The sequence below is a fragment of the Paracoccus onchidii genome (genome assembly GCF_028294535.1).
In the GTDB taxonomy this organism is placed as follows: domain Bacteria; phylum Pseudomonadota; class Alphaproteobacteria; order Rhodobacterales; family Rhodobacteraceae; genus Paracoccus; species Paracoccus onchidii.
In genome coordinates this window covers 120,751-134,500 of the sequence record NZ_JAQBIE010000010.1, presented here as the reverse complement: position 1 = coordinate 134,500, position 13,750 = coordinate 120,751, and the positions used below count along the sequence as shown (strand labels likewise).

The window sequence follows — 13,750 nt, the reverse complement described above, 5'->3', positions numbered from 1 at the left end:
GTATCATCAAACAGCCGATGACAATCCTTGGCGCGTTCGCGAGCGCTGGATTTGTCGAGATCGGTATGCAGGCGAATGGTTTCGAACAGTTGGTCGCCGACCCCGGAACAGCGGGTTGAAAGAGGTCAGTCGTTCCTGAAAGATCGCTCCGATGCGACTGCCGCGCACCGTCTGCATCGCACGATCATCAAGTTTGTCTATGCGGTCGCCCGACAGGTGGGTGGTACCGGCGGCAATGCGTCCCGGCGGTTCGAGCAGCCCAAGTATCGACATGCCGGTCATGGATCTTACAGCGCCGGATTCACCTACCATTCCAAGGATTTCACCATGACGGATCTGCAACGAGATATCGTCGACAGCGGTCAACACGCCTTTGCGGTTCGGAATCCAGCGCGCGGGTTTTGCACGTCTATGGCAATATCGTTCATTGCCCCGCCCTCTCATAACTGCAGGAGAAGATTTCGGAAACGGGCGGGTGCCCTGCGGTGCTGTCTGGGTATTTGGCGATCAACCTGTCGAACTGTTTCTGGGCGCGGGCGGCCTCGACATCCGCGTCAATGCCCGAGATGATGTCATCAGCCATCACCTACCGCCCGTCGATCCAGACATCGCGCACATCGCGCCCCAAGGTGCTGGTCATCAAGGTCTGGATCGGATCGGGTGCCTGCAGGGTGCGGCCGAGGTCGATCACCGCGATATCGGCCTTGGTGCCCGGGGCTAGGCGGCCCAGATCAAGGCGGTTGTAATACCGCTGCGGATCAGCTGAGCGAAGGCATGGCGCTTTTGAAACGCCAGTTCCTCTGGAGTGTACATCTCGTAAGGGCCGCGGGTAACATCGCTATGCTGCCGGATCCGTGCGGCGGGACTGGTGCACTAGCCGAAGCAGTCAATTCGCAGGCCTCACAAGCCCTGCGGATCGAGACCGCCCAATCCGCGCAACGCGTCCGTTCCGGCCTCAGCGTTTTCGGCGGATGACATCCTGAAGCATTTCGCGCGCTGGCGTCAGCCGGCGCATCTCGTCGGGCAATGGCCCGCCATACTGCTTCCAGTTGAAACAGGCCGCCTGACTGATCCCAGCCTTTCGGCAGATCTCGACAACCGGCATTCTCTCTTCGCCTTGCCGCAAGATGAACGATTTCTGCGCATCCGTGAACTTCGATGCGTTCATGCGCGTCCGCTCCTGTCCCAGCCAGGAAAGGCTATCTGAAAATTCCAGCTCCATATGAGCCTGCTCTCAGGTAGAAAAGCATTTAGGCCGGGGCGCGAGCCAGCGCGCGGTACATGTCTTCGAAGATCGCATCACGATCCAGATCATAGGCCTCCAGCATCGGGTGGCGACCTTCGGGATGACGCCAGAAGAGCCCGTTATCCAGCAGCGGCGAGCGGGTCATATGCGTGGAGACATATTCCTCGTCAAACAGCCATGCGACATTGATCACGTCCCAGATCACCCAGGTCTTGGTTTCCGCGCCGGTGATGGCGAACATCTCATGCAGCGGATTGTTGGTATAAAGGTGATGCAGATAGGCACCGATCGCACCATTGTCTTTAACGAACCGCTCCATCTCGGGCAGCGACAGCTTCAGCTGCGCGCCGACATGATAGCCAGGCAGATAGACATGGGGCACGCCGCAATCAAACAGCAGTTGCGAGGCCAGACGGTCCTGCACAAGATTCAGCGAGGGCACATTGCTAAAAGGCGCATAGGACGGAAAGCCCGAGGTCCAGACCACGACGATATTTTCGATGATGTCAGGGGCCATCAGCAGCGCCGAGGCGATATTGGTCAGCGCCCCCATCGCCAGAATATAGAGCGGTCGGTCGTCATCGGCACGCGCCCGTTCAATGATGAAACGGGCAGCTGGCGTGTCGATGGGCGCATCCAGATCATGCAGGTAACCGGCGCTGCCCCGAAAGACCTTGCCCTCGGCGGGAACGCCACATTTGTCAAAAATGCGCAGGATCTCTTGATAGGACAGTTCGACACCCTCGTCGGGACCGACGAATTTCACCTCTTCGGCGCGACGATCCTGTTCGATCAGACGCTGTGCCCAGCCACCCAGACCGCCCATAAACTTGTCCTTGCTGCCCGCATCCGAGGCCGCGCGCAGGGCGGCAACCGACTCGATCAACTCTTCGCGGTGATGGGCAAAGCTGAAGGGCACGGCGGTGACGCCCTCCAGTTCCAGCCGCTCGGGCGACAGCAAGGCCCACGCCAACGCATATTGATCGTCGATCTCATTGGCGGTGTCAGTGTCGATGATCACCCGGGGCGACGGACCGGGGCGGCCAAGGCGGCCCTCGACGAAGGCATCGTCAAGCTTCGGAAACCGTTCGAGGATGGAAAGCGGGGTGGTCATGGTTCGTCTCCTTAATTTCCAAAGCCCTTGCCGAACGCCTCTTCCTTGATGAAGCGTTCCGAAATGATGAGAAGAATGATCCCCGGCAGGGTCACAATCAGAGTGATGCCTGCCGCCGAGGCATCCAGCGTGCCGCCCGCGATCTTCGAGAACAGCAGCGTCGGCAGGGTGACGATCTGGCCCTGCCCCAGAAAGAAGGTCAGCAGGAAGATATTGGTCGATACCAGAAAGGTGAACAGCGCACCCGCCACCACACCGGGAAGCAGCATGGGCAGTGTCACAAGGCGCAGCACCTGCCAGCGGTTGGCGCCAAGGATCATCGCCTGTTCCTCGAAATCGCGGCCTAGCCCCTGATAAACGGCGGTCAGCATCCGCACCATATAGGGGATCGTGGGGATAAGATGGGCAAGGATGATGCCGACATAGCTGCCCGCCAGCCCCAGCCGAATGAACATCATCAACAGGGCGATGCCGATGGCCGCCTCAGGCACGATCAGAGGCAGCGACAAAAAGAACTCGAAGGCACTTTTGCCCCGGAACTTTTCGCGCGCCAGAACGCGGGCGGCAGGCAGGCAGATCGCCAGACAGATCGCCGTGACGATCGTGCCGATGAACACGGTGTTGACCGTTGCCTCCCAGACGCGACTATAAGGCGACAGGACATAGTCCCAGGCCAGCGGCGCCATCGCCTTTTCGCGTTGCTCCAGCCACCATGTACCCGGCAACAGATCGGGCCAGGCCCAACGGAAGGCAAAACTCTGGATGACCAGCGGGATGAAGGGGCCAAGGATGAACCCTGCGATCACCAGCAGATAGAATTTCTGGAACGGCGACAGCCGGCTGGACAATGCGATATTGAATTTCTTTGCCATGTCAGTTCCGTCCCATGCGTCGTTCATAGCGGCGATAGGCCGCGAGATAGCCAAACAGGATCACCCCGGCGACCAGTCCGATGGATACCACCGTCGCCATGCCCTGAAGCTGCAAGGTGTAGTCGGCGTCATTGAAATAGCGCCATGCCACCACCGGCAGCGTATCGGGGAAACCGCCGCCCAGAATGAAGGGCGCTTCGAAGGCGCCGACATTGAAGGCAAAGCAGATCAGCGTCGAGGACACCACGCCCGGCAGGATCTGGGGCAGGGTCACCCGGAAAAAGATCGTGCGCCGGCTGGCCCCAAGGATTGCAGCCGCCTCTTCGGTTTCACGCCCGATGCCCAGCAGAACCGCATAAACGGCCAGCGTGATGAACGGGGTCTGTTTCCAGACATAGACCGCAATGATGCCCCAGCCGTAATGGGTTTTCAGGATCTGCGGAAATTGCGAGGGATCGTCGATCATCCCGAAAAAGGCCGCCAGACGCGACAGCATCCCGCCATTGGACAGCATCAGCACCGCCAGCGCGATGCCGACCGTATAGGGGATCATCAGCGGCAGCTTGTAGAGATACTTGTAGAAGGTCTTGCTGGGAAAGGTTTTCACCAGCGCCAAGGCCAGAAGAATACCAAGGATCAGCGCCAGCACGGTGGAAACCGTCGCATAATACAGCGTCAGCCCCAGCGAAGCCCAGAAGGTCGAAGACCCCCAAAGCGCCCCGAAATAGCTGAAATCGGGAAAGGTATTCACCCCGAACCAGGGTGCGAAACCCAGCGATTGCAGGATCGCCAGCACCAGCGCGCCGCCGAACAACAGCACCAGAATGGCCATGATCGGCATAAGCTGGACCATCTGCCAGAACCGGGTGCGGCGCTCACGCGCGGTCAGCCTTGCACTGGGGGCAGGCGGCGATGAAACAGACATCCGGGCCTCCGAAAGAATAGAGATAAGAGAAGGATGGCCGCCCTGTCGGACAAGGATGCAGGACGGCCCGAAAGGCGAATTACTTCGTCAGATTTTCATAGGCACGGGTCACGATCGTCTCGATCGGGTCCGAGCTGTCGCGTTCGATATATTCCAGCCAGGTCGCCTCGATCACATCGACCAGCGTGGCATTGGTATCGGGTGCGGCATTGGCATCAAGCGTTGCCTGATCGACACCGACCAGCCCCGGCGATGCCTCGGCAATCGCCTTGGCGCCCGCTTCGTCCAGCTTCCAGATGTCGATACCCGAGGGCATCCCGGTCTGTTGCAACTTGGAGGCCTGCGCTTCGACCGAGGTCATCCAGTTGGCCAGAACAAGCGATGCGGCCGGATGCGGAGCATTCACCGGAATCGCCAGATAGTTCTTGTTCTTGATCATATGGCCTTCAGGAAAGACGAATTGCTGCGCCGCCTCTGGATAGGACCCAGTGGCCAGCCCTGTCGCCACGGAATAAAGGCCAAAGGTGCAGCTGAAATCCACTTCGCCATTCAGGAACAGCCCGTCCAGCGCAGCATTGTCTTCGGGATAGCGCGGCGATCCGCCAGCGGCATCCAGCAATAGCGGCTCCAGATCGCGCAGATACTCCATGCCCGGCGTAATCAGCCGCGCCAGTTCCGCAGCCGGGATCTGATCAGAGGATTGCTGAAAAGGCTCCGCGCCGGTGCCATCGGGATTAAGCGCGTAGATCGCCTCTTGTACGAAGGTATTGCCGATGTAATGCGGTGGCTTGATATACGTGAACTTGCCGGGGTTTTCTTCCAGATAGCTGCGCAGCGCCTCGAAGGTCGAAGGCACATTCTCTGCCGCCACGCGGTCGGAATTATAGGCGCAGACATATTGCTCACCCGACCAGGGAACTTCGGCGCCCCCCGTCTCGACCCCGAAATCCCGCAGGTTCAGGACCGAGCGTTCATCCTCGGGATTCCATTCAAGATTGGCCGCATTCGGCAGCAGCGGCGCAAAGCTGCCAAACAGCGCGTCCTGTCGCTTGAGCGTGGCAAAGTTCTCGCCATTGAGCCAGATCATGTCGACGCTGCCTTCGCTGGCACCGGCATTCTGTTCGGCCAGAACCAGATCGACCGCATCCTTGGTGCTGGTGATACGCACCGGGTTCAGTTCGACGCCCTGGCCTTCCAGCGCCGGGGCCACGACCCGGTCCATCCAGACATTCAGCAGGTCGGAACCGCCCCAGTAATACAGATTGACGCTGCCTTCATCCTTGGCCCGCGCTTCGACGGCAGCCCAATCGACCTCCCCGGCCAGAAACGCTTCGCGAAACTGCGCCGTATCGGCATTCACGGCCCCGGCTGCGACAAGCGCAAGCAGGCTCGTGTAGATTGCAGTGATCTTCATGGTTCTCCTCCCAAAGATTTCTTGTTTTCGGCAAAGCCGTTCTCGTCAAAGAAGCCAAACCCTTTCGGGATCGATATTCAGCCGGACCGACGTGCCGACATCCACCAAACGCCGCGCCTGTTCGCTGACTGTGATCTGATGTGTGCCGCAATCAACGCTGTAATTGACGCTGGCCCCGAAGAAATCGCGGGCCACCACCCGGCCCGCGACACCACCCTGCGCGGGCGGATCGGTCAACAGGTCAACCGCTTCTCCGCGCAACATGACCTGCACATCTTTGCCGGTTTCGAACCCTGCGCGCGGTGCAACCCGAATTTCGCCAATGGCGGTTTCCACAAGATCGTCAGATTTCATGCGTCCGGGCACGATATTGCTGGCCCCCATGAAATCGGCGACGTCCAGACTGGCGGGCTGCTGATACAGCTTGGCGGGCGCGTCATATTGCGCCAGATGGCCGTTGAAGATTACCGCCACGCGATCGGCCAGCTCCATCGCCTCGACCTGATCATGGGTAACGAAGATGGTGGTGATGCCAAATCGCTGCTGAAGATCGCGTATGAAGCGGCGCATCTCGCCCCGCAGCTTGGTATCCAGATTGGCCAGTGGTTCATCCATCATCAACACCGAGGGCTTGGTGATCAATGTCCGCGCAATCGCAACCCGCTGCATCTGCCCGCCTGAAAGCTGCGCCGGAAAACGGTGCCGGAACTGCGTCAGTTGCACGACATCAAGGATTTCTTCCAACCGTGCACCGATTTCTTCCCGTGGAGTGCCCCGCACGCTCAGCCCGAATGTGACATTCTTTTCCACGGTCATATGCGGAAACAACGCGTAGCGCTGAAAGACCATGCCGACATTGCGGTCCTGGACCGGCTGTTCGGACACGTCCTTGCCGTCAAACAGGATCGCGCCGGCGCTGGGGCGTTCCAGTCCGGCGATCATGCGCAGCGTCGTCGTCTTGCCGCAGCCCGACGGACCAAGCAGCGCCACCAGTTCTCCGGATTCGATGTCCAGATCGATATTCTCGATCGCCACGAATGCACCGAACTGCTTGCGAACGGCATTGAGCTGAACCTTGGTCACATTGGCCTCCCTTTAGACAATTTGTATTGCCTAATTAGTATCTACAAATTTTACACGGTGCCGCCTGTCTGTCAACAGATACCGGTGGGCAAGCCGTCATGTTCGGCGATGATGTCCAGAGGGATCATGGCCATCCATGCGGCGAATTCCTGAAAGTCACGATGGAAGGATCCAGGCACCAGAACGAAGTGATGTTCCAACCCGTGTTCCATCACCGAGGTCACGATATCGCCTGCGCTGTGACGCCCCTTGGTGCTGTGAAAATCAGTGACCCAGCCCCGGCAGCCGGTAAAGCCCGACTCTTCTTCGGCCCGCAACATGCCTTCGAAACCGAAGGCCGCCGTGCCGCTGCGCGCCACGCGCAGCACAGTACAGGGACCGTCGGGAAAGACGAAATCGGCAATGGCCCCGAAACGCGGCCCTTCGGACGTGCCCCGGCCGATCATCGGGTGATTGACCCAAGCGGCCTCCGGGCCTCCCATATACAAGGGGCCGCCGCCGCCATGCCACATCAGGATGCGGTCACTGGCCAATTGTGGCGAAGTCATGTCCAACAAACTGCCGACCCGGCCGGTCAGCGCGCGCGTGACGATCTGTGTCACCGTGCCCAACACATCGCCTTCCGAGGCCAGTGGAAGATTGTCTACCTCTTCCAGCCAGCTGAATGCCGCGCCGGGATGCATTCCGGGGTCTTCCTGCAAGGCCGGCCAGTCCGAGACCGCCAAACCGGCAAAGCCCTCTTGCGCCACGATTTCGCGCAGAGCCAGCGCGGCTTGGGCCGTCAGTGCCATCTGCTCATCGGACACGCCGTGAATCTCGGCCCGCGCGGCCATGGCCGCCACTTCGCGCTGTACGCTGTCATAGGCGCAATTTTTCATCCGAGCGGTCAGCCGGCACATATCCACATGCACCGGCTCTGCCCCCGTCACGACTTTCAGCGTGTCGGCGGAAATATCCATATTGTAAAAGGTCGGGGCCAGTCCGCCGATCACCCCGATCCGTGCATCACGCAGTGCCACTTTGGCCGAAAGCGCGCGGAAACTGCGCCCCAACCGGGCCTGCAACGCAATGTCGTCCGGCGCGCCGAAATACCATTGCACCGGAGCCTTGCGCAGATCGCGCACACCACGGGCGATGGACATGCTCATGTTCAGCGAGACGAAATTGTTCAGCTGGATATCACCTTCATGGCCAGGCTCGGGTGTTGCCCAAACCCCCATCGGCAGGCCAGACAACGCGATCTGGCGCGCCACATCGCCCATCGTAAAACCGCCATGCAGCAACAGGATGAAATCCGCCCCCTGCCCCCGACAATGATCCAGCGCCCCTTGTGCCTCGGCACCGTTCATCGGCACGCCGGGTGCCTCGACAAGTCGCGCGCCCGTCATGGCCGCGATCTTTTCCACCGCCGCCAGCGCGTCATCAAAGACTCCGTGGCGCTGGGGAAAATAACTCGGCAGGGATGCTTTGATGAGGCCGACAACAAGGGTCATGGGTATTTCCTTCGGTTCAGGCAGGATCGGCTTGGCGCCGCGATCCGACGAGATTGTAGGTGATGGGGCTGACCCGATATACTTGGTCGAAAAACACCGGCTTCTGGTCATCATCAAAGGCGGTGCAAGCCTGAGACAGGATAGGCGTGTCGGGCTTGATCCCGAGCCACTGGGCGGCGTCCGCCGGTGCGGCACAGGAATCAACTGTCTCGCAGGCCCGGCCCCAGTCGATATGAAAACGCTCGGTCAGGATCCGCAGGATCGACTGATCCTGTCCTTCCTCGGGAAAATCGTCGGCACTGAGACCCGGCACCAGCCTGCTGGGCAGCCAGGTATTGACCAGCAGCTTCGGCGCGCCATCCACAGTCCGCAAACGCCGGATCAGCGCCACGGGTTCCTCAAACAGTTCGGTCACCTCGACAGGTGGTGTCGGGTCCTGTTCACGTATCTCGATCAGCCGCGCACCCGGCACCCGACCTTCGCGCAGCATCATATCGGTGAACGAGGTCAGGCAGGTGGTTTCCGGCGGCGAAAGCGTATTGACCAGATAGCCGCTGCCCTGACGCGAAATCAGATAGCCCGCATCGACCAGTATTTCCAAGGCCCGCCGGGCCGTGACCCGACTGACCCCAAAGGACTGCGCCAGCGCCTCTTCCGAGGGCAAACGCGTGCCGACGGAATACATTCCCGCCTTCAGGCGACGCAGCAATTCGTCATGGACAATCTGATATTTCGCAGCTGGGCGCATATTCATCGCTTAACCTTTTTTGATACGTCGAATTGATTGCATCAAATCACGCATTGCTCAGCCCTGCCAGACGCTCTTGGTCTGAGAATAAAGCGCCAGTGCCTCGCGCCCCATTTCGCGCCCGTAACCGCTTTGCCCCATGCCGCCAAAAGGCGAGGCCGCATCGGTGTCACCCCAGCAATTGGTCCAGATCGTGCCGGCGCGCAGGCCGGCGGCCATGCGATTGGCGCGGCCAAGGTTTTCCGTCCAACAGCCTGCTGCCAACCCGTAGATCGTGTCATTGGCGCGGGCCAGAACCTCGTCTTCTTCGTCAAAGGGCAGCACGCAAAGCACCGGACCAAAGATTTCTTCGCGGGCCACCCGCATCTGATCCTGCACAGCACCCAACACCGTAGGCTGCACGAAATAACCCGCCTCGCCCTGCCGCGCGCCACCGGCGCAGATTTCTGCCCCTTCCTCTCGCGCGCTCGCGATATAGCCCAGCACCTTTTCCATCTGCGGCGACGAGATCACCGGCCCAAGGTCATGCCCGCTGGCCGCCATGCCCGGCCCGACGCTAAGGCCACGCGCCATGTCGGCCAGCGCCTCGGTCACGCGCTCCAGCAACGGGCGTTGAACATACAGCCGTGCACCTGCGGTGCAAGACTGGCCGTTATTGCCAAACAGCGCCCAGAAGGCTCCGGGGATGGCGCGCGCCAGATCGGCATCGTCAAAGATGATATTGGCGGCCTTGCCACCCAGTTCCAGCGAGACTTTCTTGAGATTACCTGCCGAGGCCTGCACGATCCGGCGGCCGGTTTCGGTCGAGCCGGTAAAGCCGATCTTGTCTACGCCCGGATGCGCGGCAAGCGCGGCACCGGCTTCTTGTCCATAACCGGGAATGACATTCACCACACCCGGCGGAAAGCCCAGTTCCAGCGCCAGATCGGCCAGATAGAGCGCGCTGAGCGGCGTCTGTTCCGCCGGCTTCAGCACCACCGTGTTGCCCGCCGCCAACGCAGGTGCCAGCTTCCAGGCCATCATCAACGTCGGATAGTTCCAGGGCGTGATCAATCCGCAGACACCGACCGGCTCGATCCTTGTGTAGTTGAACCGCCCCGGCGTCGAGACCGGAATGGTCGCGCCCTCGATCTTGTCGGGCCAGCCCGCGAAATAACGGAAATGGCGCGCCGACCAGACGGCATCGACATCCCGCGCCACGGCAAAGGGCTTGCCATTGTCCAGCGCGTCCAATTGCCCGAACACCGCCTTGCGATCTTCGATGGCATCGGCCAGCCGCACGATCAGCTGTCCGCGATCATGGGGCATCATTCGCCCCCATGGCCCCGACAACGCCGTGCGGGCAGCAGCGACCGCGCTGTCCACATCGGCGGCAGATGCACCGGCCACGCAGGCCAGCCGCGCGCCGGTCGAGGGGTTTTCGACCGGAATCGTGATTTCGCTGTCGACCCGCGCATCCGCGATGCGCAAACCTTGCACCCTGTCCAGAAAGGCGGCAACTTCGGGTAAAAGCGGGATCATCGTCATGCCAGTGCCTCGCCCAGAAGGCGCAATCGGCGCAGGCCCTCATCGGCCATCCAGCGCTCGGCAGCTTCCGGCCCTTCGGCACCAAAGACCGCGATGGCATCCGACCAGATCGCCCGACCGCACATGAAACCGGCCATATTCACACCTGCCGCGCGCGCCAATTTCAGCCCCGCCTCGAACTGTTCAAATGTGACCCCCGCGCTGAGATAGAGCAGCGGCACATCACCGGCAGCTTCAGCGGCATTGCGGAAGGCGGCCTCGGCGTCATTCCGGCTCATCCGGGCCGTGCCGATCCCTTCGACAAAATCGAGATTGACCGGCAATTCGACCTTGAGGATGGCGATATTGAATTCAGGCTGGGCAAAAATGCGCGTGGCGCGAGCGACCAGGTCCGGTTTCCGATCCGCGAATTCGGCCGATGCACTGTCAGGGATGGCCCGGTCATAGACGATTGGCTCGAACAGGAAGCTGATGCCATGTTCGCGGCATTGCTCGCCGATCTGCTGCACCAGCTTATGTTTGCGATCATTGATCCGGGGATCGTCATTGGGGCCGTAATACAGAAAGAATTTCAGCACATCGACGCCCAAGGCAGGATAATCCGCCACTTGCAGATTATCGGGCAGAACGGTGATGCGGTCGTCATTGACGATCTTGTAGACATCGGCTTCGAAGGCCAGCATCGGCAGGCAGGACGTTGCGATCTCGGGCAGCAAGGCCCGCCCGTATTGGGCATCCACCAACAGGGTCGTGGCCTCGGTGCTCATGGTGCGGGCCACAAGCTGCTTGAAGAGGAACAGATCATCATCACGCGCCGCAGCACCACGAGCCTCACGCAGGGCGGCAGCCAGACCGCTGCCCTGATCGACCGCGACGCCATGGATCGGACGGCGCTTGCTCAAGGGAATGTCGGTCATTTCTGGTCATCCTCGGGGATCATGTGAATTTCGGGAAAGGCAGGACTGTCCTGAGGCGCACACCACAGGCGCAGCATCTCATCCTCTGGCTCAAGCAGTGAAATCGAGAAGCCGCCCATTTCCTGTGTGGTGACATAGCTGCCCACCATCGGCGCCAGCGGCGTGATGCCGCGACGGCGCAGCTCGGCGGCGGTTTCGCGCCAGACGGTCAACAGCTCCATCTGTGTGGTACCGCCCATGCCATTGATTATTACCGCAGCGCGGCCGCCCTCGGCAATCGGGCGATCCTCCAAAAGGCGGGCGATCATCTCGACCACCAGTCCGCGCACTGGACCGGTCTTGACCCGCCCGACACCCGGTTCGCCATGCACGCCCATACCCAGATAGATCTCGTCATCCGGCAGCGAGAACATCGGCAGGCCGGTCAACGGCGAAATGCCGGGAGAGAGTGCCGCAGCCAGCGTCACCGTACGGTCGCGCACCTCTTCGCCAAGGCGCATCAGCGTAGCCTGATCCGTGCCTTCCTCGGCAGCCGCGCCAAGGATCTTGTAGATGAACATCGTGCCGGGCGCGCCGCGCCGGTCCTGCCGACGCTCGGGTGGAGCGGCGGAAATATCGTCATACATCAGCAGTGGCAGCACAGTCAGCCCGTCTTCCTCGGCCAACATCGTGGCTGCGCGACCATTGATGACATCGCCGGAATGCTGCGAGATCAGCAGGATGGACCCGGCCTTGCCGGTAACCTCGCGCACGCCATCAAGAATCAGATCGGCCGAGGGCGCGGCAAAGACATCGCCCACCACATTGGCATCCAGCAATCCCTGCCCGACAAAGCCCATGGCAATCGGCTCATGCCCCGCGCCATTGCCGATCAGCAGTGTGACCTTTTCATCAGGGTTCTTGGCGTCACGACGACGCACCACCACACGCGGATCAATCGCGCCGCGCCGCACCTGAGGATAGGCCTCGACAAAACCGTCGATCATGTCATCAACCATGGTTTCCGGACTGTTGAACAATTTCTTCATGCGGCAGCCTCGGTTTCGGCCAGCAGGGCCAACATCATCGTCAGGGACACGGCGCCGGGGTCCATGTGACCCTGCCCGCCGCCTTCGACATATTGCGCCCGTCCGCGCCGGGCGATCATCTCGACAGTGGCATCCCGCCCCGCCCCGGCCGCAGCAACCGCCGCCCTCAGATCGCCGTCCCGCAGGGCCCGAGCTGCTGGTGACAGCGCGTCGATCATGCTCTTGTCGCCGGGCTTGACCTGCCCCAAATCGCGGATCCGGGCCTCGGCACGTGCCAGTCCGTCACCCAGATCGGCCCCGGTCTCCAGATGTTGCTCGATCTCATGCAGCACCAAACCGAACAGCGTTCCCGATGCCCCGCCCGATGCCCGCATGAAAGCCTTGGCACGCCTGCCATCCGCAGCCTGGGCCGCGCTGGTCAGCCCGCGCAGCAGCGTGGTGCCGTGATCGCCATCGCCAAGTGCGGCGTCCAGCGCGTTCAGCTGGGCCATCTCGCCCGCGACCTTATTGCGCAAGGCGTTGAAATATCGCTCAGCCGACATCTGCAAATACCTCCTTCATATGAGCCAACGCCGCAGCCGCAGCCCTGTCTGCATCCGACTCGATATCGCGCCAGATATGCAGATCGGCGCTGGTCGGCTGACCGGCGCGCACGAACATTTCCGCGACGACCCAGCCCAGGTAACCAATCTCAGCCAGCGCTCGCGCATCAGCGGCAAAATCATAACGACCGCTGCCCGGCACGCCCCGATCATTGTCGGACACGTGGTAATGCACCAAGGTTTCCCCGGCAGCACGCAGAGCGGCAGGCGGGTCCTTTTCCTCGATATTCATGTGGAAGCTGTCCAGCAGCACACCTACATTGGCGGCACCGCTGGCGCGGGCAATGGCGCAGGCTTCGGCGGCAGTGCTGGTGAGGTCGGATTCAAACCGGTTCAGCGCTTCGATCCCCAGGGTGACACCATGCTGCGCCAGATGATCCTGCATCTGTCCCAGCGTCTCGGCGGACCGTTTGGCGCGGTCAGGTTTGTTGGCCGGATCGAACAGTCCCCAGGGTGCGGCAACCACGCCCGCGAGACGAGAGGAACCCAGCGCAGCGGCGGTCTCGATCGCGCGGGCCAGCGTCTCGCGGGCCTGGTGTCGCACAGCCGGGTCAGACGAGGCCGGATCGGCCTCGGGCCCAAGCCCGGTCGAGCAACTTAGCGCCACACCGGCAGCATCGGCAGCCCCGCGCAAGGCGGCGGCCTTGTCGGGTCCGATGCCCAATAGCGAAAGCTCGACCGCGTCAAAACCGATGCGCGCGGCGCGATCAAACAATGGCGCAGGATCCTGCGTCCATCTGTCCATCCACAAACCGGCGTGAATTCCGAATATCATCGCACC

Annotated in this window: 14 protein-coding genes and 2 pseudogenes; all 16 read right to left on the bottom strand. The window is 61.2% G+C overall.

What is annotated here, in order from left to right:
• Window positions 1-6: 6 nt before the first annotated feature.
• The 16 genes and pseudogenes from PAF17_RS09515 to PAF17_RS09440 all read right to left on the bottom strand — a co-directional run bounded on the left by PAF17_RS09515 (window position 7) and on the right by PAF17_RS09440 (window position 13,744).
• Window positions 7-366, bottom strand: coding sequence for an ATP-binding cassette domain-containing protein (locus tag PAF17_RS09515; RefSeq protein ID WP_271888868.1), 360 nt, complete (start codon window positions 364-366; stop codon window positions 7-9).
• A 58-nt stretch (window positions 367-424) separates the two neighbouring features.
• Window positions 425-583: a hypothetical protein gene (locus PAF17_RS09510; RefSeq protein ID WP_271888867.1), complete on the bottom strand. Its 159-nt coding sequence runs from the start codon at window positions 581-583 to the stop codon at window positions 425-427.
• A 3-nt stretch (window positions 584-586) separates the two neighbouring features.
• Window positions 587-754: pseudogene (locus tag PAF17_RS09505) on the bottom strand (hypothetical protein); the annotation flags it as partial.
• 124 nt (window positions 755-878) lie between these two features.
• Window positions 879-1,168 (bottom strand): annotated as a pseudogene (locus PAF17_RS09500) (transposase); the annotation flags it as partial.
• Between the two features lie 82 nt (window positions 1,169-1,250).
• The gene (locus PAF17_RS09495; RefSeq protein WP_271888866.1) at window positions 1,251-2,360 is read right to left on the bottom strand and encodes a nucleoside hydrolase; all 1,110 of its coding nucleotides are present in this window, start codon (window positions 2,358-2,360) and stop codon (window positions 1,251-1,253) included.
• Between the two features lie 11 nt (window positions 2,361-2,371).
• Window positions 2,372-3,232, bottom strand: a complete 861-nt coding sequence (locus tag PAF17_RS09490) for an ABC transporter permease (RefSeq protein ID WP_271888865.1) — start codon at window positions 3,230-3,232, stop codon at window positions 2,372-2,374.
• A 1-nt stretch (window position 3,233) separates the two neighbouring features.
• Window positions 3,234-4,157 carry an ABC transporter permease gene (locus PAF17_RS09485; RefSeq protein ID WP_089345177.1) on the bottom strand — a complete coding sequence of 308 codons (924 nt, stop codon included), beginning with the start codon at window positions 4,155-4,157 and terminating at the stop codon, window positions 3,234-3,236.
• Between the two features lie 79 nt (window positions 4,158-4,236).
• Window positions 4,237-5,571 carry an ABC transporter substrate-binding protein gene (locus PAF17_RS09480; RefSeq protein ID WP_271888864.1) on the bottom strand — a complete coding sequence of 445 codons (1,335 nt, stop codon included), beginning with the start codon at window positions 5,569-5,571 and terminating at the stop codon, window positions 4,237-4,239.
• 45 nt (window positions 5,572-5,616) lie between these two features.
• Entirely contained in the window at window positions 5,617-6,654 is a 1,038-nt protein-coding gene (locus PAF17_RS09475) for an ABC transporter ATP-binding protein (RefSeq protein WP_271888863.1), read from the bottom strand.
• 71 nt (window positions 6,655-6,725) lie between these two features.
• Window positions 6,726-8,147, bottom strand: a complete 1,422-nt coding sequence (locus tag PAF17_RS09470) for an L-fucose/L-arabinose isomerase family protein (protein WP_271888862.1) — start codon at window positions 8,145-8,147, stop codon at window positions 6,726-6,728.
• A 16-nt stretch (window positions 8,148-8,163) separates the two neighbouring features.
• A complete protein-coding gene (locus PAF17_RS09465) occupies window positions 8,164-8,901 on the bottom strand; it encodes a GntR family transcriptional regulator (protein WP_271888861.1) in 738 nt (245 codons plus the stop codon).
• A 51-nt stretch (window positions 8,902-8,952) separates the two neighbouring features.
• Window positions 8,953-10,422 (bottom strand): aldehyde dehydrogenase family protein, encoded by a 1,470-nt coding sequence (locus PAF17_RS09460; protein WP_271888860.1) that lies wholly within the window; start codon window positions 10,420-10,422, stop codon window positions 8,953-8,955.
• Window positions 10,419-11,339: a tagatose 1,6-diphosphate aldolase gene (locus PAF17_RS09455; protein WP_271888859.1), complete on the bottom strand. Its 921-nt coding sequence runs from the start codon at window positions 11,337-11,339 to the stop codon at window positions 10,419-10,421. The genes PAF17_RS09460 and PAF17_RS09455 overlap by 4 nt, the downstream gene beginning before the upstream one ends.
• The gene (locus tag PAF17_RS09450; RefSeq protein WP_271888858.1) at window positions 11,336-12,367 is read right to left on the bottom strand and encodes a dihydroxyacetone kinase subunit DhaK; all 1,032 of its coding nucleotides are present in this window, start codon (window positions 12,365-12,367) and stop codon (window positions 11,336-11,338) included. Before PAF17_RS09450 ends, PAF17_RS09455 begins: the two co-directional genes overlap by 4 nt.
• The gene (locus tag PAF17_RS09445) at window positions 12,364-12,909 is read right to left on the bottom strand and encodes a DAK2 domain-containing protein (protein ID WP_271888857.1); all 546 of its coding nucleotides are present in this window, start codon (window positions 12,907-12,909) and stop codon (window positions 12,364-12,366) included. Before PAF17_RS09445 ends, PAF17_RS09450 begins: the two co-directional genes overlap by 4 nt.
• Complete coding sequence (locus tag PAF17_RS09440; protein WP_271888856.1) at window positions 12,899-13,744, bottom strand: sugar phosphate isomerase/epimerase family protein; 846 nt, start codon at window positions 13,742-13,744, stop codon at window positions 12,899-12,901. Before PAF17_RS09440 ends, PAF17_RS09445 begins: the two co-directional genes overlap by 11 nt.
• Between the last annotated feature and the right edge of the window lie 6 nt (window positions 13,745-13,750).